The 23,375-nt window shown below is 56.8% G+C and carries 17 protein-coding genes; 5 read left to right on the top strand and 12 right to left on the bottom strand.

The features are described from left to right. Positions 1-176: 176 nt before the first annotated feature. Positions 177-1,736 carry a fasciclin domain-containing protein gene (locus AC2FML_RS00260; RefSeq protein ID WP_496781477.1) on the bottom strand — a complete coding sequence of 520 codons (1,560 nt, stop codon included), beginning with the start codon at positions 1,734-1,736 and terminating at the stop codon, positions 177-179. A 213-nt stretch (positions 1,737-1,949) separates the two neighbouring features. Between AC2FML_RS00260 and AC2FML_RS00255 the strand changes: the two genes are divergently transcribed. Then, the gene (locus AC2FML_RS00255) at positions 1,950-3,689 is read left to right on the top strand and encodes a type I secretion system permease/ATPase (RefSeq protein ID WP_496781476.1); all 1,740 of its coding nucleotides are present in this window, start codon (positions 1,950-1,952) and stop codon (positions 3,687-3,689) included. Next, on the top strand, positions 3,686-5,011 hold the full coding sequence (locus AC2FML_RS00250; RefSeq protein ID WP_496781474.1) for an HlyD family type I secretion periplasmic adaptor subunit: 1,326 nt from the start codon (positions 3,686-3,688) through the stop codon (positions 5,009-5,011). The genes AC2FML_RS00255 and AC2FML_RS00250 overlap by 4 nt, the downstream gene beginning before the upstream one ends. A gap of 193 nt (positions 5,012-5,204) precedes the next feature. Here AC2FML_RS00250 and AC2FML_RS00245 read toward each other — a convergent pair whose 3' ends face one another. The 5 genes from AC2FML_RS00245 to cuyA all read right to left on the bottom strand — a co-directional run bounded on the left by AC2FML_RS00245 (position 5,205) and on the right by cuyA (position 10,610). Beyond that, positions 5,205-5,924: an alpha/beta fold hydrolase gene (locus AC2FML_RS00245; protein ID WP_170389583.1), complete on the bottom strand. Its 720-nt coding sequence runs from the start codon at positions 5,922-5,924 to the stop codon at positions 5,205-5,207. Continuing rightward, positions 5,921-7,465: an ABC transporter permease subunit gene (locus tag AC2FML_RS00240; RefSeq protein WP_496781473.1), complete on the bottom strand. Its 1,545-nt coding sequence runs from the start codon at positions 7,463-7,465 to the stop codon at positions 5,921-5,923. Before AC2FML_RS00240 ends, AC2FML_RS00245 begins: the two co-directional genes overlap by 4 nt. Further along, on the bottom strand, positions 7,462-8,517 hold the full coding sequence (locus AC2FML_RS00235; protein ID WP_170357437.1) for a quaternary amine ABC transporter ATP-binding protein: 1,056 nt from the start codon (positions 8,515-8,517) through the stop codon (positions 7,462-7,464). Before AC2FML_RS00235 ends, AC2FML_RS00240 begins: the two co-directional genes overlap by 4 nt. Before the next feature lie 67 nt (positions 8,518-8,584). Beyond that, a complete protein-coding gene (locus AC2FML_RS00230; RefSeq protein ID WP_496781471.1) occupies positions 8,585-9,544 on the bottom strand; it encodes an ABC transporter substrate-binding protein in 960 nt (319 codons plus the stop codon). A 34-nt stretch (positions 9,545-9,578) separates the two neighbouring features. After that, positions 9,579-10,610, bottom strand: coding sequence for a D-cysteate sulfo-lyase (gene cuyA, locus AC2FML_RS00225; protein ID WP_480636289.1), 1,032 nt, complete (start codon positions 10,608-10,610; stop codon positions 9,579-9,581). 188 nt (positions 10,611-10,798) lie between these two features. Between cuyA and AC2FML_RS00220 the strand changes: the two genes are divergently transcribed. After that, positions 10,799-11,701, top strand: coding sequence for a LysR family transcriptional regulator (locus AC2FML_RS00220; protein WP_170524375.1), 903 nt, complete (start codon positions 10,799-10,801; stop codon positions 11,699-11,701). Between the two features lie 453 nt (positions 11,702-12,154). Here the strand turns inward: AC2FML_RS00220 and AC2FML_RS00215 are convergent, their stop codons facing one another. Further along, a complete protein-coding gene (locus AC2FML_RS00215; RefSeq protein ID WP_170340095.1) occupies positions 12,155-13,231 on the bottom strand; it encodes a PLP-dependent cysteine synthase family protein in 1,077 nt (358 codons plus the stop codon). A 113-nt stretch (positions 13,232-13,344) separates the two neighbouring features. Further along, entirely contained in the window at positions 13,345-14,877 is a 1,533-nt protein-coding gene (locus tag AC2FML_RS00210; protein ID WP_496781469.1) for a phospholipase D family protein, read from the bottom strand. A gap of 1,229 nt (positions 14,878-16,106) precedes the next feature. Between AC2FML_RS00210 and rsgA the strand changes: the two genes are divergently transcribed. Beyond that, positions 16,107-16,943: a ribosome small subunit-dependent GTPase A gene (rsgA, locus tag AC2FML_RS00205; RefSeq protein ID WP_496781467.1), complete on the top strand. Its 837-nt coding sequence runs from the start codon at positions 16,107-16,109 to the stop codon at positions 16,941-16,943. Then, positions 16,930-17,715, top strand: coding sequence for a VOC family protein (locus AC2FML_RS00200; RefSeq protein WP_496781465.1), 786 nt, complete (start codon positions 16,930-16,932; stop codon positions 17,713-17,715). Before rsgA ends, AC2FML_RS00200 begins: the two co-directional genes overlap by 14 nt. 528 nt (positions 17,716-18,243) lie before the next feature. On the opposite strand, the gene AC2FML_RS00195 is transcribed toward AC2FML_RS00200, so the two are convergent. From AC2FML_RS00195 to AC2FML_RS00180, 4 genes are read right to left on the bottom strand one after another with little or no spacing between them, the layout of a single operon-like run. Beyond that, entirely contained in the window at positions 18,244-19,932 is a 1,689-nt protein-coding gene (locus AC2FML_RS00195; protein WP_170461714.1) for an ABC transporter ATP-binding protein, read from the bottom strand. Beyond that, positions 19,929-20,843, bottom strand: coding sequence for an ABC transporter permease (locus AC2FML_RS00190; protein ID WP_170339892.1), 915 nt, complete (start codon positions 20,841-20,843; stop codon positions 19,929-19,931). Before AC2FML_RS00190 ends, AC2FML_RS00195 begins: the two co-directional genes overlap by 4 nt. After that, the gene (locus AC2FML_RS00185) at positions 20,840-21,808 is read right to left on the bottom strand and encodes an ABC transporter permease (RefSeq protein ID WP_170339894.1); all 969 of its coding nucleotides are present in this window, start codon (positions 21,806-21,808) and stop codon (positions 20,840-20,842) included. Before AC2FML_RS00185 ends, AC2FML_RS00190 begins: the two co-directional genes overlap by 4 nt. Further along, on the bottom strand, positions 21,809-23,362 hold the full coding sequence (locus tag AC2FML_RS00180) for an ABC transporter substrate-binding protein (RefSeq protein ID WP_475143423.1): 1,554 nt from the start codon (positions 23,360-23,362) through the stop codon (positions 21,809-21,811). Positions 23,363-23,375 lie beyond the last annotated feature (13 nt).

Raw genomic sequence — 23,375 nt, 5'->3', positions numbered from 1 at the left:
ACGCGGGCCTAATAATTGAAAGTATTGGAAATTAATGGCTTACGGCGAGTAACTGCGTTTACCCGGGCTGTCGCCACCCACACACCCAAAACACTGTTGCCAAAAAACGTAGTGAAGCCGTTTCAACAAGAAAAGCCCGCCCAAACAGTTTTGGTCGGTCCAGGCGGGCTTGCCTATCAGAGAATGAAATCACCTTCGTCTAGGCTGCTGGCGCGGACGCCGAACAACGAGATTTCCGTGTCTCCCAAATCGATCTTGGTCTTGAAGAAACGGCCGCTGATCGCATCCTCGACTTCCTCGTAATCTGTGAAGCCATATGCGCTGAGGTCGATCTTGTCGCGACCTGCGCGAAAGCCGAACACAGTGTCATGACCGCCGCCTTGTTCGAAGACGAAGCTGTCGGAGCCCGAGCCGCCGATGAGTTTGTCGTTTCCGCCACCGCCAGAAATTTCGTCATTTCCACGGCCGCCGAAGATGATGTCGTTTCCACCCTCGCCGTTCAGGGTGTCGTCACCCTTACCGCCGAAAACTTTGTCCCGACCGTCACCGGCGAGAACCAGATCGTCACCACTTCCTGCGAAAACGATATCGTTGCCGCCTTTGGCATCGATCAGGTCATTGTCCCGACCTGTGCGGATAACTTCGCGACCGTCGTCTCCGATGACGAAATCGACTGCCCCTGAACCGTCAGATTGCAGCAGATCGGCGGGCAGCAGAACGCCGTTCAATACATGGATCACACCGTTCGACGCCTGAATGTCGGTCGCGATGAGGCTTGGATCCTGAACGTCCGGATCGGCATCGACCAGGGTAAGGGTCTCGGCATCCACACCTATCGTGCCGCCCTGGAGCGTTTCGATTTCCTCAGACGCCAGAACCTGGCTGGCCTGCAGGCTTTCACCCGAGACATGGTATGTCAGCACCGTCGTCAACAGCTCGATGGGATCGTTTCCGCCGTTGAGCAAACGCAGTGCGTCAACAAGGTATGCAAACGCTCCGCCCTCATCGCTGCCTTCGTATCCCAGTGAGTTCGAGAGCGCGATAAACGCGTCATCGGTCGGCGCGAAGGCGGTAAGGTCGGCATTCGAGTCATTAAGGGCGCCCGCCAGATCAGCCGCGATCAGAGCTTCTCGGAGAATGTCGAAATCACCTCCGTTTTCGTCAAAGCCGGATGCGCCGCTTACCGCCAGAACGGTTTCCGTAATCGTCGGGGCGTCATTGCCTGGCAGATCGATCGGCAGCAGAACGCGATCAATTACGTGGACCACGCCGTTGTCCGCCAGAATGTCTGTCTGCACCAGCGACGGGTTGATGAGGTCCGGCTCCAGATCGCCAAGTGTCGGCAGTTCGGACGCGTCGATCACGCCGCCCTGAAGTGAGGTCACCGAACCCGCCGACGCAATCTCGGACGACCCTTGGGTGCCAGCTGCAACATGATAGGTGACGATCGTCTCAAGCAGCGTTGCGGTTTCGACCGGATCTTCGTTCAAAGAGGTCAGAAATGCGGTTACGGCTGCGGTGTCAGTAACGTCGCCCGCAAAACCCAGATCAGCTGCGAGCTGCCCGAATGCCGCGTTTGTCGGGGCAAAAACCGTGTAGGTCGCAGAAGGGTCGCCAGCCGTTCCACTGAGGACACCAAGGTAGTCAGTCCCCTTCTGGTCATCGATAAAACCTATTGCTGCGACAAGAATGCTAAAGCTTGGATTTCCTGCGGCAATTCCTGCAATTGTCGTCATAATTTCCTCCACCTGAGTTTTTCAAGCCAACGATTGGCTTACCGCTGGTACGGAGCGCACGGGCCGTTCGGATCAAATATTTCTGAATCACGATATGTCCCCGGCGATACCGTGTGGATCGTTCCCGCGCCCACTGAGGCCGAAACCAAAAAACAAATCCAACCGGATCAGATCAGCGTATCGGTCAACAGTTGAGAGCAAAGGTGACGGCCAATGGGAAAACCCAAATTCGTAGTTGAAACGGGGCGTCAGGAACTTCGCGAAGTGCGTCGCGAAAGCTGGCGACTGTACGTTTTTGTCGGTTTTCTCAGTTGCTTCACCAACCTTCTGATGCTCACCGGGCCATTGTACATGCTGCAGGTGTACGACCGGGTTTTGGGCAGCCGATCCGTGGAAACGCTGGTCGCTCTCTCGGTGCTTGTTGCGTTCTTGTACGGCATTCTGGGCCTGCTTGAATATGCTCGGGGGAGGATATTCGGACGCGTGGCGGCGCGCTTTCAGGCACGGCTTGACCGTCGGGTATTCGAGGCGGTGCAGCGCAAAGCCTCGGTCGCTCCGGACGATCAAACGGAAACCGGCCTGCGCGATCTTGAAGCTGTTCAGCGGCTTTTGTCTTCTCCGGTTCCAATGGCCTTTTTCGACGTGTTTTGGACGCCCGTTTTCCTTTTGGGCATCTGGATATTCCACCCCTGGCTTGGTGCTGTCGCTGCGCTGGGTGGCTTGGTCATCTTAGCACTGACCGGCTTGAACCGAGTTTTTTCGGCACGCCCCATGTCGAACGCCAGCCGCGCTGTCGCCTCGTCCGAAGCGATGTCCAACCAGTTGCGGAACGAAGCCGAAATCGTTGAGGCGATGGGTATGCGCGATGCGACCTACACGCGGTGGAAGACGTTGCGCGACCGGGCGCTGAAGGAGCAGATCCGCTCGGCTGATGTAAGCGGCAGCTTTGCCAACGTAACAAAGACTTTCCGGTTGTTTTTGCAGTCGGCCATCCTTGGTGTTGGTGCATTTCTTGTGCTTCAGGGGGAACTGACTGCAGGCGCAATGATTGCAAGCTCAATCCTGCTGGGCCGGGCGCTGGCACCGATGGAGCAGCTTGTGGCGCAATGGCAGTTGGTTCAGGCCGCAAAAAGAGGCTGGGACAATCTGGCCGAACTGCTCGGCACCGTACCGCCCGAACGTGTGAATACGCGACTGCCGAAACCCAAAGCCAAGTTGGTTGTTCAAAACCTGACCGTATTTCCGCCGAACTCACGACAAGCCGCTCTGAAATCCGTTTCGTTCAACGTGAACCCCGGCGAAGCGGTTGGCTTGATTGGGTCGTCCGGCGCGGGGAAGTCCACACTCGCCAGATCCTTGACTGGCGTATGGCGTCCGCACAGCGGCACGATCCGGCTGGATGGCGCCGCGCTGGATCAATACTGCTCGACCGAACTTGGCAGCCTCATCGGCTATCTTCCGCAGCGGTTTCAGCTGTTTGACGGCACGATTGCCGAAAACATCGCCCGAATGGCGCCCGAGCCGGACGATGCCGCCGTCGTGGCAGCCGCAAAGAAAGCAGATGCGCATGAGATGATACTGCGGCTCGCTGATGGCTATGACACCAACGTGTCGGCGAACGGAGGGCAGCTGTCCGGTGGTCAGATGCAACGTATCGGCCTTGCCCGCGCCATGTACGGCGACCCCGTTCTGCTCGTGCTGGACGAACCCAATTCAAACCTCGACGTCGAAGGCAGTGCCGCGGTCAATCGCGCAATTGAAGAGTTCAAGGCAAACGGAAAATCCGTGTTGATCGTGGCCCACCGGCCGGCCGCAATTCAGGAATGCGACAAGCTGATAATGCTTGATAACGGCACCGTCCGGGACTTCGGCGCCAAGAAAGACGTTCTTCGGAAACTCGTTATCAACCACGAACAGATCGCAAAAACTGCCAGACAGGGAGGCCTGAAATGAAACCGGAACGGTCCGACGTAAACTCGTCTGTTTCCTGGTCAGCGCGCGGACCAGTGCTCGTGGGTCTCGTGGGCCTGATGCTGTTGCTTGGGGGCTTTGGATATTGGTCCTTCACGACCAATATTGCCGGGGCAATCGTTGCCAGCGGTCAAATTGAAGTTGATCAAAATCAACAGGTTGTGGAACACCCCGATGGCGGCGTGGTGGCCGAGATACTTGTCGACGAAGGGTCCTTGGTCGAGGCCGGTGATGTTCTGATCAAGCTGGCGTCCAATGACCTTGCCACCAAATTGGCGATCGCCGAAAAAGAGCTTTACGAGCTCATGGCCCGCCGTGGTCGTCTTGAGGCGGAAAGAGACGGAACCGAAGAAATTCGCTTTGCCCCCATACTTCAGAAAGCCGCATCTTTGGACATCGACATCGCGGACTTGGTCTATGGGCAGGAACGATTGTTTGTGGCGCGCAAGGAATCCATCGCGCAGGAGATTGATCAGCAACTCAAAAGAGTTGGTCAGATCGACAGTCAGATTGTCGGGATTGATGCTCAAAAACTGGCGCTTGCCACCCAACTGGACCTGATACGAAAGGAACTGACGGATCAGGAATCCTTGTTTGAACGCGGATTGGCCCCCGCATCCCGCGTTCTGTCATTGCAACGGGAAGAAGCACGCTTGAGCGGCACGATGGGTGATCTGACTGCCCGTATCGCGGAATCCGAGGGGCGAAAGACCGAAATCGAGATTCAAATCCTCAAGTTGCAAAGCAAACGCCGCGAAGATGCCATTACCCGCCTCAGGGACCTGCGGTATCGGGAACTGGAATTACGCGAGGAAACGACGAATATCGCAGAGCGTATCGCCAACCTTGAAATCACGGCGCCGGTCTCTGGGGTCGTACATGGATTGAACATCTTCAGCCTTGGCGCGGTTGTGAAACCGGCTGAACCGGTATTGTACCTCGTTCCGCAGGATCGTCCGCTGATCATAAGTGCCCGCGTCGACCCCATTCACGTTGACCAGATGTTCGTCGGACAAGATGTCGTTTTGCGCTTTTCGGCCATGGATCAGCGCAAGACGCCCGAATTGACAGGACGGGTCACCCTGGTTTCTGCGGATGCGTTCGAGGAAGCTTCGACAAACCAGACCTACTACACGGCCGAGATCGCACTGAATGCCGGAGAGCAGAAAAAACTGCCCGCGGAAACACCTCTGGTCCCTGGAATGCCGGTCGAAACCTTCATACGGACGCAGGACAGAACACCGATTGCCTACCTTATCAAACCGTTCAGCGACTACTTTGCGAAAGCATTTCGTGAGACTTGAGTGTGGGCCCCGTGTCGCCGTCAAATCGAGCCACGAGCGATTCACATAGGTCTTTCTGGCCCTGCGCGGAAAACCCGTGCGCTGCGACTGGCACGAAGATAAACCCGCTTGGCTCTTGAATAAACGCCAATGAAACTTCAACAGCCCGAACTCGGCTGTTTCCTGCAGAGCGCCCTGCCGCCTGCAGTGCCCATCACTCAAGAAAGTCGGAGACCAGAAGCTGGAATAGTTCAGTTTTCTCGGCATGAACCGCATGGGCGCAACCCGGCACGACCGCAAGCGAGGTCTTGGGGATTTCTTGCCAAAGCATATGCGTCTGGCTCCACGGATAAGTCCGATCCCGATCGCCCCAAAGCACAAGTGTTTCCTGCCGGATTTGGCTGAGGTTCTGCTCTCCGGACCAGGAGTGCATCGCGTCCAGGCCGGCGTTTATTGCAGCCAGTTTGCTTTGCGCGGCTACAGCGGCGCAGTGCTCAAACCCTTGTGCGGCTTCACGATCCAGAAACCAAGTTGCAGAGATCCTATGGGCAGTTGCGGCGGGGCCGTCCTCTGCCGCACGCTTTTTGCTTTCCTCAATGGTCTCGAACCGCCCGGGTAAAACGCCAATCGCGCCGGTTGCGTACAACACCAATCGGTCCACCCTTTCAAAATCCCGGCGGGCAATTTCCTGAGCGATCATGCCGCCCATCGAATGGCCCAGAAGATGATACATCCCCAGCCTGAGGTCGCGGAGGTGCTGGATCACCCAATCCGCATACCCGCCAATACTGTCGATGGGAGGCAGATGGGCATTTGCTCCGAATCCGGGCAGATCAACCGCCACCACGGAAAACTGGTTTTCAAGGGGGGTGACATAAGCATTCCATTGCGCACTGCCCCCCATGAAACCATGAACGAGTACCAGCGGCGTCACTTTCTTTGGCCCTGAACAATCCGATCAAGGATCATCGCGCAAAAGAGTATGGCAAAGCCCGCCAGTATCCCCTGGCCTACATTGGCGTATTGCAGCGCCTCAAGAACGTCCTCACCCAGTCCTTTGGCGCCAATCAGCGAGGCCACGACAACCATAGCCAGCGAGAGCATGATCGTCTGGTTGATACCCGCACGGATCGAAGGGCCGGCAAGGGGCAGATCGACTTTTGTGAGCAGATACCACCTGTTGGCGCCAAAACTGATCGCGGCTTCACGCACGCTTTCCGGAACGCCACGCAGACCCAAAACGGTAAGGCGCACAACGGGCGTCCCGCCGAAGATCATCGTGACGATGACAGCCGCCGGCTTGCCAACACCAAAAAAGGCGATCACCGGTACCATGAAAACGAAGGCAGGCATGGTCTGCATAAAGTCCATGATCGGCTGGATCACGGCGTAAAACCGCGGGCGGCGGGCCGAGAACATGCCCAGCGGAATGCCTATCACGATGGATAGCAGCGCAGCGGTTCCCAATAGCGCCAGGGTCGTCATGGCTTTTTCCCAGAAACCAAGAACACCCATATAGGCCAGGAATGCTCCGGACCAGATCGCCATGCGCAGGCCCGCCGTAAGCCATGTCAGCAATACGATAAGGGCAGCGACGACGATCCAAGGGGTCTGAACCAAGGCCACTTCCATTGCATCCAGCAGCCAGCGAATGGCGGAGGTGAGAGCCTCAAAGAAAGTCACGCTGTTGGCGACGCACCAGGCGATGAAGTCCTCGACCGCATCAATACTGGCCAGTCGGATCGAGTTTTCGGTTGGAAACGCGCTGAGAAACTCGAACCGCCCCGGGAAACTGTAGTGGACCATTGCCGTCGCCACGAGCAGCACCATGAATGCTGCGCTGAAGACGATCTGGCTCACCGGCATGCCAGAGCGGATGGTTCGATCCGACAGCCAGTCCGAAAACCGGGACTCAAGCGCCCAATTTGCGACAATTGCCTGCACCAACTTGGCGACGATCAGAATTGAAAGTCCCGCCAGTACAATTGATGGCCCTTGCGCGGCAAGTGTCTCGGCCTCAACGCGGAAGCCTTCGATATTGGCCTCCAGGGCGTCAATCTGGCGCTGGATCGCGGCCGCACGATCTGATCCGCTCTCCTCCGCCGCGGCAAGCTGTCTATAACGGAGATCGAGGGTCCCTTCGATGGAAGCCACACGCGCAAGGGCATCCGCCCCCAAGTCTCCGAACAAACCCCGCGCGATCTGCACGAACCCAATCGCCTCGACGACAAGAAAGGCCAAGGCCCACGACCAGAGCCCGCGCGCACCGAACCAAATCGGACCGAAGAGCCCGGCCATTACGTTGAATGTTGCGGTAAAGCGCGCCGAGGCTCCGATCTTGTCAAAATTCCGGATGTAATAGTCAGGGCTAGTGCGCACGAAGGTGCGAATGTTTTCGCGTCGTTCCTCGGCGTATGCTTTGGCGGCGGCGCTGTCAGTATCTTCAAGGGGGTTCACACCAAGATCTTCGCTCATGACATCTCTGTCCCTTCGATCACGGTGCGCAACAGATCTGCTCGCGTGATGACGCCTCTGTCCACACCGCCTTCCGTCACCAATACGGGTCGGTCGTCTTCGATAGCCCGCGTAATCAGGGCAGACAGCGTCTCATTATGGTCCACTCGCGCAGTGTCAGCCGGCAGCGGGCCGTGCCTGGCGAGATAGGTGTCCAAGGGCTGCATCGCCGCATGGGCATGCACGACCTTCAACCGCGAGATCCCCGCGACGAAATCGGCGACGTAATCATCGGCAGGATGCATTACAATCTCCTCGGCAGATCCGATCTGCACCATCTTTCCGTCACGCATGATGGCAATCCGGTCTCCGATGCGGACGGCCTCATCAAGGTCATGAGTGATGAAGATCGTCGTTTTCTTCAGGATCTTCGACAGCCGTATGAATTCATCCTGCAACTGCCGCCGGATCAGCGGATCAAGTGCTGAAAAGGGCTCATCCATCAACAGGACATCCGGGTTGGCGGCAAGAGCGCGGGCAAGACCCACACGCTGCTGCATTCCGCCAGAAAGTTCATGGGCGAATTTTGACCCCCATGCACCCAATTCCACGATGTCGAGAATGGCCGCCGCCTGCCGCATTCGCTCGTTCTTGGCGACTTGACGGATTTCCAGCGGCATCGCCACGTTGTCCAAAACCGAACGATGGGGCATCAGCGCAAAGTTCTGGAAAACCATTCCGATTTTGCGGTTGCGAAAGTCTTGCAGGTCTTTGGTACCGAGCGCCATGACGTCTGTACCTTCAATCTCGATCTTGCCCGATGTGGGCTCGAGCAGTCGATTGAAGTGGCGCACAAGTGTGGATTTTCCGCTACCGGACAGCCCCATGATGCAGAAAATCTCACCGCGCTTGACGCTAAGGCTGACATCGGCGACGCCGACAACCACATTGAATTCAGCCAGGACTTCGGCCTTGGTCAGGCCGCGCGCGCGGATAGCCTCGAGAGCCGCCAAAGGTCTTGCTCCGAAGATCTTCCAGACATTTGAGATATCGACAACAGTCTCGTCGCTCATCCGCCCACCCCTGCGTTATTCGTGAAGGGGCAAGACCTTACGGACCCGCCCCTTTCCAAGTTTTGGATCAGAGACCCAGCATGGCGTCGACGCGATCAGAGTTGGCGGCCACCCATTCGGCGGCCACCTCCTTGGCATCGCGACCATTGGCGCTGATTTCGAAGGCCAGCGAGCTTACATCATCTGCCGTGAGGGCAAAGTTGGCGAAGAACTCGGCAATCGCAGGCGAGCGATCCGCAAGTGAGTTCGACCAGGCGATCTGCACTTCCTTCAAGGCGTCCTTACTGGCAACCATCGACTTGTTGTACCAATCCGGATCGTCCGAAGGCTGCACCATGATGTATTTTTCCGGATCGTAAGGCGGCTCGGTCAGCATGACCACGTCGAACATGTACCAGACGGCGTGGGGCTCGTAGCAGTAGAAGGCGTATCCTTCTTTCTTGGCGATGCTGTCCTTGATGCGAGCGGTCTTGACAGCTTCTTCAGCGCGGATCGGCTCGATGAAGTCGAGAAGACCATAGTCCCGAACCTTGACCTCGTTCACATTGGCTGAGGCCCAACCCGGAGCACCGATCCACATTTCACCTTTGCCATTGCCGTCACTGTCCATTGCAGCCGCCACGTCTGGGCGTCCCAGGTCCGCAATGTCAGTGATATTCATCTCTGCGGCAAAGTCTTTGGATACACAGAAGCCTTGGTTGCCCTCATAGGGGTTTGACGACAACGTCACAGTACCTGCCCCATCGACAAATTGTTTGGTGAAAGCTTCCTGGTTCGGCAGCCAGACATCAGGGTGCACGTCGATATCGCCCTTGCCTTGGTCCATCGCCTGAAAAATGGTGGCATTGTTGCCCGGAACATACTCCACGGTGCCACCAATGCGGGTTGTCACGATCTCACCCAGTACATGAGCGATGGCTTGCGCTCCCGTCCATGTGGGTACACCGATCTTGACCTCTTCCGCCGCCAGTGGCGCGCTGACGGCCGAAAGCAATGCCGCACCTATCAGTTTTTCCTTGAATGCCATGTTATTTCTCCCTGTTGGTTAGTTCTTTTGAATGTCAGGCTGCATAACCCGGAAGGTCAAAAACTTCGGGGTAGCCGAACAACGCCGCGCTTCCGCCGGTGTGCAGAAAGACGATATTGTCCATCCCCGCAAAGTAGCCTTTGCGGACCTGATCGATCAGACCATCCAGCCCTTTTCCCGAGTATACAGGGTCGAACAGAAGGCCTTCTGTACGGGCCAGTAGCTTGAGCGCATCGACCATGCCCTCGGTCGGAAGGCCATATCCCGCTCCGACATAGTCGCAGTTTGCCCGGACGGAATCCCGTGAAATCTTTGTGCCGGTGCCCAAGAACTCGGTCGTGCGAACGGCCAGATCGTGGACCATGCTTTCTTGTTTCTCTTTAGGCGCACGCACGCCAATCCCAAGCAGATGAATGTCGCTTTGCAGCGCGGCAAGCCCGGCGACCAAGCCGGCCTGAGTACCTGAACTTCCGGTCGCATGTACGAGGGCATCAATTTTCAGCCCCGCATTGGCGGCCTGTTCGCTCAGCTCGCGCGCGCAATTGACATATCCCAAAGCACCGATCGGGTTCGATCCGCCTCCGGGAATGATGTACGGTTTTTTTCCGTTGGCCCTTAACTGCGCAGCGCAAGCATCCATCTCGGCGTTCATGTCGGCACCACCGGGGCGCTTTGAGACGCTGGCGCCATGTAGGCGATCCAACAGGACGTTGCCATTCAGGATATAGTTCGGATCGTTCGAGCCGGTTCGATCCTCGAGCAAGATTTGACACGCCATACCCAGCTTTGCAGCGGCTGCCGCGGTCTGGCGCGCGTGATTGGATTGCGTCGCCCCTTGGGTGATGATCGTATCGGCGCCCTTCTCGACGGCATCGGCCATCAGGAACTCCAGCTTGCGTGTCTTGTTCCCGCCCGAGGAGAGGCCCGTGCAATCATCCCGCTTGACCCATACGCGCGGCCCCCCCAACACTTCGCTCAGGCGGTCCATCGGTTCGAGAGGGGTTGGGAAATGCCCTAGCGACACCCTTGGGAATTTTGCCAGCGTGAGGGAAAGCTCTTTGCACAGGCTCAGAACCAATTCTGCCGTGAGCACCGTTTTTCTGCCTGTTATTTGACTTGTCTCAGCCACCGAAAACTCCCCGTCTTCACGAACGCCCAAATACTTTCGAAAGCAAAAGCGGAAAAAAGGCAGAAAAACAGTGCAATTTGCGCAGGCTACCCATACCTTTTCTTTGGGCAGCCCGGGAGAAGCTTATGAATATGCTATGGTTCGAAGATGTCCTGACCCTTCTGGAAGAGCGGAACATGACCCGTGCAGCGGCCCGCCGGAACATCACGCAACCTGCGTTTTCAAGACGAATACGAAGCTTTGAAGAGTGGTTGGGGATAGAGGTCCTCGATCGCAAATCGAACCGTGTCGAGATCAGCGCGGCCTTGGCGACAAATGAAGCGGAAATCCGCGCCATGATCGCACGACTGAATGAGTTGCGCACAAAAATTGCGCAACATGATCCGGCCGTTTCGATAGTCACCATCGCAGCGACCCATGCGTCGGTCGTTTCGACGTTTCCCGACATGGCCATTCGCGCGCGAGCCCGCTTTGAAGGTCTTCGGTTCCGCCTGAGGACCGCCAATCTGAATGATTGTGTCACCCTGTTTCTGCGCGGCGACACGAATATGCTGCTGTGCTACGAGGCGCAGAGTGTCACTCCCTTGCAATTCGGATCAGGCGTGCGTCGCGGGATTTGGGGTCAGGATTACCTGGTACCGGTCATCGGCGGAGGCCTGCGATACGCGGTACGCGGAAAAGGCGACGTGCCTATGAACACGCCGGCTATTGTCTACCCCGAAAACAGCTACTTCGGCGAAGCATTGAAAAAAAGCCAACGCCCGTTCGGGACCGCCGACTACAGCAAGAATCCCATTTGCCAGACAGCTTTCTCCAGCGGGGCCAAAGAAATGATCCTGAATGGTCTTGGTGTCGGGTGGCTGCCGTTCAGCATGGTTCACAAAGAAATCGAAAGCGGCGAGCTGATCTCCCTGCGCAACCAGATTGGTCAAGAAATGCTCGATGTGGTCATCTACGCGCATCATCAAGTAGAGACGGCAAATTCACTGCTCGAATTCTGGGCAAAGAAACCGGTTTCGACGTCCTGATCCGGCACCTCGATTTTCCGGTGCTCCAAACCAATTATTCTGCGCCAATTGCTGGAGCAGACTAGTGGCCATAAGAAGGCCTGCAGTGGTTGAATTTCAACTGCTACCTCTGGCTCCAACGAACCTTGTGCACCTCTCGCTTAAACAAACCAAAGGCTGACTTTGCGTTGCGGAAGGGCGCCCAAACGCCGTTCAGTTGACGGTGCAACATCGTTGGTCAACGATAGGCTTGACGCTTCAGGTCAGCATTCGACCGCACAGACGCGGCCTTGACACAGGAAACTCGGCGGCCATCGGTTGAAGTCCGCTCAACTTCTGAATCACAACCCAACCGGATCGTTTGACTGTCTGGCCACGCATTGCGGCAAACACGCTGTCCGCAGACTTTCAGACGGCATCAACGCCGCAGATCGAACGGTCAAATACCTGCATCGACGAGCAACGAGACCCGGCTCAATCAGACGGCATTTGCGCCGTTGGTGTCGACATGGAAATCGCTCGTTCCTCATCCGTCATATCTTCGGCAATCCCTTCAAAGAGCGGTGTCGAAAGATACCGTTCGCCTGTGTCGGGCAGCATCACCAGCATCACCGATCCGTCCGGGGCGCTTTTGGCCACTTCCATTGCGATGGCAAATGTGGATCCACCTGAGATTCCGGTGAAAATCCCCTCCTCTGCGGCCAGACGCCTGGACCAGGTGATACCGTCCGCTCCGGCGACGGGAAGCAGTTCATCATAATAAGCATTGTCCAGGGCTTCCTGAAGCACATACGGGATGAAATCGGGCGTCCAACCCTGAATGGGATGCGGCTCGAAAGCCGGATGGCTCTCAGTAGGCTGATGGGCCTCATTGCGGGTGTTCACGTAGCCAGACCCGACAATCGCAGCGTTTGCAGGCTCGGTCAGGATGATCTTGGTGTCAGGGCGATCGCGCTTGAGCACGCGCGACACGCCCGAAACGGTACCGCCTGTTCCATAACCGGTGATCCAGTAATCCAGCCGCTCTCCTTCGAAATCACTGAGTATTTCCCTCGCTGTCGTGGCCTCGTGGATGTCGGCGTTGGCGCTTGTCTCGAATTGGCTGGCGAGAAACCAGCCATTTGCCTCGGCCAACTCCTTGGCCTTGGAGTACATCCCAAAACCCTTGAGCGCACGAGGCGTCAGCACAACCTTGGCCCCAAGAAACCGCATCAACCGGCGGCGTTCCACCGAGAAGCTGTCAGCCATAGTGACCACAAGCGGATAACCCTTTGCGGCACATACCATCGCAAGACCTATCCCGGTATTTCCCGAGGTAGCCTCGACGACCGTTTGCCCGGGTTTCAGCCGACCTTCCCTTTCGCCCGCTTCGATGATGTTCAGCGCAAGGCGGTCCTTGACCGAGCCCGCGGGGTTGAAGGCTTCAAACTTGACGTAGACCGTCACGTTGGCCGGCGCGATTTTGTTGATGCGAATGCACGGCGTGTTGCCGACCGTGTCCAGGACGCTGTCATATAAACGGCCGCGCCCGGATGTGGTTCGAATTTCCATGTGCCCCTCCTGCTTATCCACTTTTCTTCAAATGCGAAGAAGACTGCCACAAGCGCGATGCAATTGATAGAACGTCAACAGCACAGTAGAGGAACGGACCTTCTCCCACGCTACTAAAGCTGAGAGCCGATTGGCAAAATACTGAAAAATCCAGCTACGATATGATCCCAAGCCGAACCCGTTGGCTCTGAGTCATATTGAAGGATTTCTCCGTTCTCGCCCCGGGTTCTCCATTTGAGTTGGCCAGCACTCTCCAGCGTCACATGATATGTATATGCTGGAAGCGCATCGTCCAAAGCACCCATGGTTTGTGCGGTCAACGCCGGAGAGTCGATGAGAATGCCCATTTCTGTGTTTATGTTGACTGAACGAGGGTCCCAATTGAACGAACCGACAAACAGATATCTGTCATCGACAGCGAACGCTTTGGAATGAAGACCCGACCGAGATTGAGCCCAGTTTATTCCACGACGTTGGACCTGATAAGCGTCAGGCCGCAATTCATAAAGCTCGACCCCACCGCGCAGCAACGCCCGGCGTTTCTTGGCGTAGTGCGCATAGACTGGTGCTACGTCGTTTGAAGCAAGCGAGTTGGTTACGACTTTGACTTCGACACCTCGGTTTTCCAGTTCGGTCATCCACTTCACGCCGTTGTTGCGTGGCACGAAGTAGGCCGAAACGATATTGACCTCCCTGTCAGCACCTTCGAAATACGGCAGCAGTTGCGACGCAAGAATTGGATCTGAGTTATCAAGCCCTGCGGCTTTGGAGGGCGGATCGGCGTAGAGTTTTGCGGGCACCCAATCCAAGGAAAGCGTTCCGTCTGCAAAATTCTCTCTTGCAGATTTTCTGAGAGCTTCGCCGTACTGAGTCTGCTTTGCCGCCTCCACAAGCTCATTCAGTCTGCTTCGCGCTTGGCCAAGCGAAAATTCTTCAGGTTGCCCGACGACCACGCGGGCCGGAACCGCGAACTCACTATTCCAATATTCGTCAAAGCTTTGTGAAACTTCATTTACGACGGGACCGGCTGCCAGAACATCCAGATCCGCATAGTTCATTTCCTCCCGCGCGAGGAAGTACTCGGCGCCGATATTCCGGCCACCGACAATTGTGAACACATTGTCTGCGGTCATCGACTTGTTGTGCATTCTGCGATTGATCCGCTTGAAGTCCGTGAGCCCGGCAATGATCAGGCTTTGGTCGCGCCAGAAAGGATTGAACAGACGGATTTCAATATTCTCGTGGTAGTCCAAAGCGGCTGTCATCGCGTCGTATCCGGATGTGTCCATGTCATCCAAAAGCAAGCGAACGCGTACGCCTCGATCCGCCGCCTGCAAAAGGCTGGCCGCAAAGAGGTGACCTGTCGGGTCGTTATGCAAAAGGTAGTATTGAGCGTCGATCGATTGTTCAGCCGCTGCAGCGAGTAGAAGCCGTGACACCAAGGCTTGTTCACCGTCGCTGATCAATTTGACACCGGACCGGCCGTCTTTGGGGTCCCCAAGCCGGGTCGCCGTCTGCCCAAGTGTGCTGTTTGTCCTTGCCGAGAATGAAACCGAATTGGTTTTCTCATATGTACGAACTTTTGGGGCACAAGCGACAAGAGCGAGTGTGCAGAACGCACAAAACATGATTGTCCAAGGCTTCATCGATTTCCTCCGCTCGTCACACATAGGTGACTACGCCAAGAGGCAAGAATGCAAGTATGTTCCGAGAAAGGTGGGGAGGTTTCCTGAAGTTGTGTCGTTCCAGAGGAATTGCGGCTCAAAGCCAGCCAGCCGACCACGACTGAAAAATCTTTTCGGCTGACGAAGCGCCCTGTCCACAATCGAAAGACAATCTGTTCGTCGCTGAATGGTTTCTTCGGTATCGCTACACTCCCCTGTTGCCAGAAATATACCCAAAATTTCGCACTCGGTTCGGACCAGTTTTAGGGGTCAAGACCACCCTCTCGGCGCGCCCGGAAAAAGATGCACGATTCCAGGGGTGCTTTTCATCAACGGGATCGCAGTGTCGCGAAAAAAGCGGCCAAACTCGTCTTCTTTACCTGACCGCGTCGTCACCTGAAAAATTCGCATGACCATACATCCGTCCTCCCAAAGGTGCGGTTTCTGAATGTATGTGTGCCTCGCACGATCCAGCTTAGCGTACTCGATACCGAGTGTCAGATTATGGCTCGGAGCAGTCGCTTATAGTCCAATTCGACAGGCGCATTGCGGACGAAGCCACCTAATATTCAGCTTGTTGCGGTGTGTGATAACGGCCCAAGGAGGACCTTGGGGAAATTTTGACCCGGTGCCGTCAACTGCTGTTTCTAGCACAAAAGGCTGCTACGCGGGTAAAGCTCACACACTCTTCTTCGTGTTGAACGGTTGCTACAGAGAAGTGACGAAGTGCGCCAAATCACCGGTCAACTGTTGTGTTCTGCCCGCGGTCTTCCTATGTGCACTTCATCGGAAATGGAGATTTTATGTCCCGGTAAGGAAGGGAGGCAGCGCGCCTCCCGGAGCATATTCAAAATCTGAAGCACCGCCGTCGCTTTGTTGCCGACGGAGTGTTTTGATGTGCGCACTCTTTCCTACCATCAGCGCCCAAATCTGACCTGGGCCAGAGACATGAAAGTGAACACCCTATGACAAGGGATTACTCCAACTTCCTTCCGCCTCGCGCAAGCGAAGCGGGATCGCACGCCAATCCCAGCCCTCTTCAGGCATTGGGATGGCAACCGTTTTTCGCCCAACAGATCAGCGTAGAGGACTTGTCGGCGACACCTCCCGTTCGCGTTGTCGAAGTGCATCGCAATGGGCTGCATGTCGTCGGTGACGGCATAGATACGGTACTTCCGCCGGGAGCCGACGCAACTGTCGGAGACTGGCTGATGCTGGACTCCACACGTCCGCGCTCCAGTCGGGTTCTTGAGCGCACAAGCCTCATAAAGCGGCGTGCGCCCGGAACCGACCGGCAGGAACAACTGATCGCGGCGAACATTGATACGGCCTTTATCGTCACGTCTTGCAATCAGGACTTCAAGGTGGCCCGGCTGGAACGCTATGCAGCTCTGGCTTTGGAGGCACGGATGACACCCGTCATCGTCGTCACAAAGACCGACCTCGTGACAGACCCGCAGAACTATGTCGACGCTGCTCGCGCGGTATCGGACATGATCGACGTGGTCGCCTTTGACGCCCGCGGCGACGCGCCCCGGACAAAACTGCTTCCCTGGTGCAAACCCGGCAAGACGGTGGCGTTTCTCGGCTCATCTGGTGTTGGTAAATCAACGTTGGCCAATGCGCTGCTCGAGAGTCAGTCCATTGAAACCCAAGCCATTCGTGAGGACGACGCAAAGGGGCGGCATACGACAACGCGGCGCGAGCTTCATGCTATGCCCAATGGCTGTCTGGTCTTGGACAGTCCGGGCATGCGGGAACTGCAGCTCACCGATGCAGCGGAAGGTATCAATGATCTTTTCGCCGACATTCAGGAGTTGGCCGCGCAGTGTCGATTCAAGAACTGTCAGCACGATTCTGAGCCGGAATGCGCTGTTCTGAAGGCTATCGATGAGGGTGTTCTTGATAGCGATCGGCTTCGCAGATGGCGCAAGCTCATGGCCGAAGATGCGTTTAACTCGGCGAGTCTTGCGGAACGCAGGTCGCGCGACAAGGCATTCGGGAAGATGGTCCGCGGAGTCAAAAAACTCAAAGATGTCAGGAAGTAAGGCGATGACACAGTCGAAAGCCGGTCAAATCGTATGGCATGACCTATTCACACCGGACAGGGCGCGTTCAATGGCATTCTACCAGCACGTCGCCGACTGGTCTTATGAAGTCGAGCGGGCATCGGATTTTGCATGGGGTGGCGGCGAGCAGGATTTCGTCCTCGCCCTCTCCGGTGACGAAGCGGGCGCGGGGTTAATCGAGACGCCGCCGGAACAAGCGAATGGCTGGGTCGCCTACATCGAGGTCCCCGACGTGGACCCGGCGGCCAAGCGCGTCGACACGCTCGGAGGCCAAGTTGTTCGGGAGCCATTCGAGGTGCCGGGCGTCGGGCGCAACGCACTCGTTCGCGATCCGCTCGGCGCGTTGGTGGGGATTTCGCTGTCTCGGCACAGTTTCCCCGTGCCGAGACGGCAGTTTGGCCCTGAAGTGTATATCGGCAACGGTGATGACTTTCCGCAAGCGTTCTACATCGAACTCTTCGGATGGCAGGTGTCTCCCGACCGGGACCAGGATTGCGCCACTCTCCTCGGGCCTCGGGGCCGTCTTGTTGCAATCCAGCATGCCGCGACTTGGGCAACCGCCTCAAACGCATCTTGGGTCCCGAGCCTAAAAGTTGCTTCAGTCCCTGACGCCTTCCGTGCCGCTGAAACCAAAGGGGCGCATCCGGCCTCCTTGAACTTAAGCGAATCCGTTCAAGCTCAAATCCCCATCCTGTGTGATCCGGACGGAGTGCCGTTTGCGTTCGGCGGCAAGCAGGCAAACCCTTTCTAGCCACCTGCAGATTCTATTCAGGAACTGCAGAGCGGATATTTTCCGCTCTGCAAGGTCCGGAACTCAGCGCTTATGCGCGCTAGTGGACAGTGTATTGGTTGGAATCCAGCCGCAGACTTGTTTCTGAGGTCAGTTCTCCGATGCTTTGGTCCGGCATAGGGGGTGTGTGCCGTAGCCGCTCGGTTTGAAACCAATGACCGACACCTAGTCCCCTACAAGTCTCGCGTACTGCCGTGTCGAGATGTTTGGTGAGGTGCGGAAAGCTGTCTTTCAAGGGGTATCCTGAATTCTGAAGTCGCAAACCGTATTGCTGCCGTCGGCTGTGATCTCGACGCAGACCTCATTGATCGAGATTGCATTTCATCTAGCTTCGTCCAGGTCCGAAATTGGGTCGACAACGAATACTAGACGCCTTGCGATGGAGCCAATTCAAGTCGGTGTTTGAATTCAAACTACCGTTGATTGCTTGCGCGCGTACCTCTCAAACAACTTCTTCTGGAAAACCGATGCAAGACCAAACCGTTAAGGTTATGCCAATTGCTTTAGCCGTGGCATCAAATCCAATAGTTCCCGTGTATACGGATGCTCGGGAGCTTCGAACAACGCGTCCGTCTCCTGAACCTCAAGCAGCTTCCCATGCCGCATCACGCCCACCCGGTCACACATCTGACGTACGACAGGAAGATCATGGCTGATAAAGAGCATAGTCAGGCCCAGGTGCTCCTGCAGGTCTTTGAGAATGTTCAGGATTTGCGCCTGAATGGATACGTCCAGGGCGCTGGTCGGCTCATCGCAGATCAGAAAACGGGGCTGAGTTGCGAGGGCGCGAGCAATACAAATGCGCTGACGCTGCCCACCGGAAAACTCGTGTGGATACTTGCGCCACGCGTCCTTGGCCAGGCCAACCCAGTCAAGCAGTTCGCGCACGCGCGGTTCAATTGCGGGCTTGGGCAGGATTTTGTGATGATGGATGGGCTCGGCAACGAGGTCCCCGACCCTCATGCGGGGATTTAGGCTGGAGAACGGGTCTTGAAAGATCATCTGGATCTGGCGGCGGTAGGCTTGCAGGGCCTCTGCCTCCATCACTGTGACGTCTTCGCCATCAAAGATCACCCGACCACCGTCTACGGGATAGAGTGTTCCAATCATCCGGGCGACTGTGGACTTGCCAGAGCCACTTTCGCCGACAAGGCCGAAAACCTCACCGTCGCGAATGTCGAAACTCACTTGATCGACGGCAGTGAAGTACTTGCGTTGCGATGGCAGCAGCCCGCCCTTTTGCAGGAAAGTCTTAGTAATGTTTTCGATTTCCAGCAGTTTGCCGGATTTGGACAGATCGGTCTTTTCCCAATGGGCCGCCAGATCGTCGATCTTGAAGGTTCTTTCCCGCTCGCCATAATTGACCACTGGGAAACGCTCGACTTTGGTGTGCGGGCGCGGCACGGCGGCAATCAAAGATTTGGTATACTCATGTTTCGGTGCGCCGAGGATTTGATCGGTCGTTCCGCTTTCAACCACATGACCGGAATACATCACAGTCACCGAGTCCGTGGTGTCGGCGATAACGCCCATGTCGTGGGTAACGAGGATCACGCCGACCTGACGCTCTTTCGCCAGTTCCTTGATCAGATCCAGCACCTGCGCTTGGACAGACACATCCAAGGCCGTTGTGGGTTCGTCCGCGATCAGAACGCTGGGCTCGGTACAGAGTGCAAGCGCGATTACCACCCGCTGACGCATCCCTCCGGAGAACTGGTGCGGATACTGGTTGAATCTGTCTGCCGGGTCGGGGATGGACACGCGATCCAGCAGAGAAATGGCGCGCTTTTTGGCCTCGGAAGCGGACAGGCCGAGGTGAAGCTGGATCGTCTCGACCAATTGCTCGCCCACTGTGAACAACGGGTTCAGCGAGGTTAGCGGGTCCTGAAAGATCATCCCGATCTCTTTGCCCCGGATTCGGCGTTTGTCCTCGGCGTCCAGTTCGTCAATCCGGCGACCGTTCAGCCAGACCTCACCTTCGGAGACATGGGCCGGGGGGTCCAGAAGGCCGATCACGGCGTTGCCGGTCATGGACTTGCCAGCACCGCTTTCGCCGACAACGCCCCGGATCTCGCCAGGATGCAGGTCGTAGGTCACATGCTCGACCGGCTTGAAGATGCCGTGGCGTGTGGGGATTTCCACAGTCAGGTTGCGGATCGAAAGAACGGGATCGGTCATTTCAGCCTCGGGTTCAGAACGTCACGCAGCCAGTCGCCCAGCAGGTTCACACTCAGCGCCAGTGCCAGCAGGGTGCAGGCCGGGAAGAACAGGATCCACCACTCGCCCGAGAACAGGAATCCCTGCCCAATGCGGATCAGCGTCCCCAGCGAGGGCTGGGTCGGTGGCGCGCCAACGCCAAGGAAACTGAGCGTCGCCTCGGCAATGATCGCCAGCGCCAATGAGATAGTCGCGATCACCAGCACCGGTGACAGTACATTGGGCAGGATATGGCGCAGCATGATGGTCAGCGGGCTTTGTCCGATGATGCGCGCGGCGGCGACGTAATCTTTGTTCTTCTCAACCAACGTTGCGCCCCGGACGACACGAGCGAACTGCACCCAATCGGACAGTCCAATGGCCAGGATCAGCACCCAGATCGCCATCTGGTCCCGATACTCCACCGGGGTAATGCCTTTGGCGATCCCAAAGATCAGCATGGCCAGAAGGATCGATGGGAAAGTCAGCTGCACATCCGCCGTGCGCATGATGATGGTTTCGGTCCAACCGCCGAAATACCCTGATAACAGGCCCAGAATGATCCCCAGAACCATCGCGAACAGAACGGCCGCCACCCCAACGAATAGCGAGATCCGCATTCCGTAGAGGATGGTCGAGAACACATCACGCCCCTGATCGTCTGTGCCCATCAGGAAGGTTTCGCCTGTAAAGGCATTGGGTTCCATCGGCGGGGTGAAGCCGTTCATCAGGTTCAGGCTGGCCGGATCAAACGGGTTTGTCGGCGCAATCAGTGGTGCGAGGATCGTGGCCAGGATCAGGATCAATGCCACTGTCGCCGACACCATGGCGACAGGCGAGCGGCGGAAGGCGTAGAACTGGTCGCTGTCCAGAATGCGTTTCACACGGCTCATGCGCTGACCCTCAGGCGCGGGTCGATGAAGGCGTAAAGGATATCGACCGCAAGGTTGATGGTGACAAAGATGACCGAGATCATCATCAGGTATGCTGCCATGACAGGGATATCCACGAATTGGATTGCATTGATGAACAGAAGGCCCAGGCCCGGCCACTGAAACACCGTCTCGGTGATGATGGCAAAGGCGATGATGGCCCCCAGTTGCAGGCCGATAATCGTGATGACGGGGACCATGGTATTCTTCAGCGCATGGCGGAAATTGATGGTCCGGTCACTCAGCCCACGGGCGCGGGCAAAGCGGATATAGTCTTGCCGGAGTACTTCCAACATCTCGGAGCGCACCAGCCGCATGATGAGGGTCATCTGGTATAGACCCAGTGTAATCGCGGGCAGGATCAGCGCCTTGAGTCCACTGCTTGTCAGCAAGCCTGTGTTCCACCAGCCCAGATCTACGACTTCTCCGCGTCCAAAACTGGGCAGCCAGCCAAGTTCAACTGAGAAGATGTAAATCAACAGAATCCCGATCAGGAACGTCGGCAGGGACACCCCGATCAGAGAGGCTGACATGATGAAATTCGCTGCAAACCCGTCTCGGCGGATTGCGGTGAACACACCCAGCGCGATGCCCAAGACTATGGCAAATACGGCTGAGACAAGCGCCAGTTCCAACGTTGCCGGCGCGCGTTCGGCCAGGATTTCCGCGACCGGACGCCCTTGACGGAAGCTGACGCCAAAATTGCCCTGTACCGCTTCCTGCAGAAACTTCACATATTGCACCGGAAACGGCTGATCGAGCCCCAACTGCGCGCGCAGACGTTCCACATCTTCCATGGTCCGCTCTTGCCCCAGCATGTTGTCGATCGGATCTCCGACAAAGCGGAACATGGAAAAGGCGACCAGGCCCACGACGAACAGAACCAGCGCCGACTGAGCCACACGCCTGATAATGTATGACAGCATTTAGTTGACCGTTACCCAGCGCAGAAGGAAGAAGTTGTCGGGCCGTTGTGTCAGCTCGATATTGCTGCGCGCGCCCCAGACCAGCGGTTGAACGTAAAGCGGTACATAGGCCACCTCATCGTGCAGGATACCTGCCACCTCGTCCAGCATTGCCTGACGTTTGGGTTCGTCAATCTCGGACTGGATCAGCGGCAGCAATTCATCCACGCGAGCGTTCGAATAGCCGCCAAAATTCCACGAACCCAACTTCTTTTCCTCGTTCGGGGTCGAAGCGAGGAAACGCACGGGATGCTCGGCATCAAACGTACCGGGTGACCAACCCAACAGATACATATCAAAATTGTCGGCCCGCAGTTCAGGCCAGTAGTTCTGAACCGGCATCGCATCGAGCGTCACGTTCAGCCCGGCCTGAGACAGCATGGCGGTGATCGCCTGGCAAACAGCTTCGTCGTTCAGGTAGCGATTGTTGGGGCACTTAAAGCTGATCTCGGCCCCCTCAGCGCCAGCCTCAGCCAGCAAAGCCTTGGCACCCTCGGGATCGTAGCCATAGGGGTCCGCATTTGCAGCCGAATAGCCGCGCATCGCAGGACTGACCAACTGGCTCGCCACCTCAGCATTGCCGCGCATGATGGTTTGCAGGATAGCGGGAACGTTAACTGCCTTTGCCACCGCCTCGCGGACGCGCACATCTCGGAAAAGGTCCGAGCCACCCTGCCCGGCTTCGCTCGCGCCTTCCTGCTGATCAAACCCCAGCATGATCACGCGCGCTTCGACGCCCTGAATGACCTTCACATCCGGATTGCCTTGCAACCGAGCCACATCCTGAATTGGGACCGGGTTGATGAAGTCGACATCTCCGGACAACAAAGCCGCCAGAGCGGTTGCCGGGTTTTGGATTGGCACCAATTCAGCGCGGGTCAGGTTGTGTTCTGCTGTGTCCCACCAGCCGTCGAACGGCTCCAGAACAGTGCGCAGGCCCGGCTCTCGAGCGGTAACTCGGAAAGCACCGGTGCCATTGGCGTTCAGGGTCGCATAGTTGCCCGATTCTTTGTCAGGCAGTGCTGCGTCGTTTGCCTCGGCCCAGCCGCTATCCATGATCATCCAGTTGGCAATGCTGTCCGGAAAAATCGGGTTCGGCGCGGTGGTCATGACATCGACGGTGTAGTCGTCAACCTTCACCACCTCGCTGACGGGTGCGAACCAGCTGCGTGTGTCCGAGTTTTCGTCAGACGCCCGCTGGTACGAGAAGATCACGTCATCCGCATTGAATTCAGAACCATCATGAAACGTTACGCCCTCGCGCAGTTTGAACCGCCATCCAGCTCCGTCCCCGATGGTTTCCCAACTCGTGGCCAGCGCCGGTTCAATGGTCATGTCCTTGCCCCTGCGCACAAGCCCTTCGTAGACGTTGTTCAAGAAACCTAGAACCGGGGCAGAGTTGACAGCATGAGGATCCATTGTTTGCGGGTCCGTTGTAACGGCAAACGTGAACTCTTCGCCTGCGACGGGCAAGGCAAGCGCGCAGAATAGCGCGGCAGTGGTCAGACGTTTCATGATAGCTCCCACT

The organism is Ruegeria sp. BHSC029 (genome assembly GCF_059613085.1).
This window is presented reverse-complemented; position numbering and strand designations above follow the sequence as displayed.

Coding starts and splice junctions, on each gene's coding strand:
- AC2FML_RS00255 (WP_496781476.1), top strand. CDS start 1,950: ATGGGAAAACCCAAATTCGTAGTTGAAACGGGGCGTCAGGAACTTCGC.
- AC2FML_RS00185 (WP_170339894.1), bottom strand. CDS start 21,808: ATGCTGTCATACATTATCAGGCGTGTGGCTCAGTCGGCGCTGGTTCTG.
- AC2FML_RS00195 (WP_170461714.1), bottom strand. CDS start 19,932: ATGACCGATCCCGTTCTTTCGATCCGCAACCTGACTGTGGAAATCCCC.
- AC2FML_RS00260 (WP_496781477.1), bottom strand. CDS start 1,736: ATGACGACAATTGCAGGAATTGCCGCAGGAAATCCAAGCTTTAGCATT.
- AC2FML_RS00230 (WP_496781471.1), bottom strand. CDS start 9,544: ATGGCATTCAAGGAAAAACTGATAGGTGCGGCATTGCTTTCGGCCGTC.
- AC2FML_RS00180 (WP_475143423.1), bottom strand. CDS start 23,362: ATGAAACGTCTGACCACTGCCGCGCTATTCTGCGCGCTTGCCTTGCCC.
- AC2FML_RS00210 (WP_496781469.1), bottom strand. CDS start 14,877: ATGAAGCCTTGGACAATCATGTTTTGTGCGTTCTGCACACTCGCTCTT.
- AC2FML_RS00200 (WP_496781465.1), top strand. CDS start 16,930: ATGTCAGGAAGTAAGGCGATGACACAGTCGAAAGCCGGTCAAATCGTA.
- AC2FML_RS00190 (WP_170339892.1), bottom strand. CDS start 20,843: ATGAGCCGTGTGAAACGCATTCTGGACAGCGACCAGTTCTACGCCTTC.
- rsgA (WP_496781467.1), top strand. CDS start 16,107: ATGCTGGACTCCACACGTCCGCGCTCCAGTCGGGTTCTTGAGCGCACA.
- AC2FML_RS00215 (WP_170340095.1), bottom strand. CDS start 13,231: ATGGAAATTCGAACCACATCCGGGCGCGGCCGTTTATATGACAGCGTC.
- AC2FML_RS00240 (WP_496781473.1), bottom strand. CDS start 7,465: ATGAGCGAAGATCTTGGTGTGAACCCCCTTGAAGATACTGACAGCGCC.
- AC2FML_RS00220 (WP_170524375.1), top strand. CDS start 10,799: ATGAATATGCTATGGTTCGAAGATGTCCTGACCCTTCTGGAAGAGCGG.
- AC2FML_RS00250 (WP_496781474.1), top strand. CDS start 3,686: ATGAAACCGGAACGGTCCGACGTAAACTCGTCTGTTTCCTGGTCAGCG.
- AC2FML_RS00235 (WP_170357437.1), bottom strand. CDS start 8,517: ATGAGCGACGAGACTGTTGTCGATATCTCAAATGTCTGGAAGATCTTC.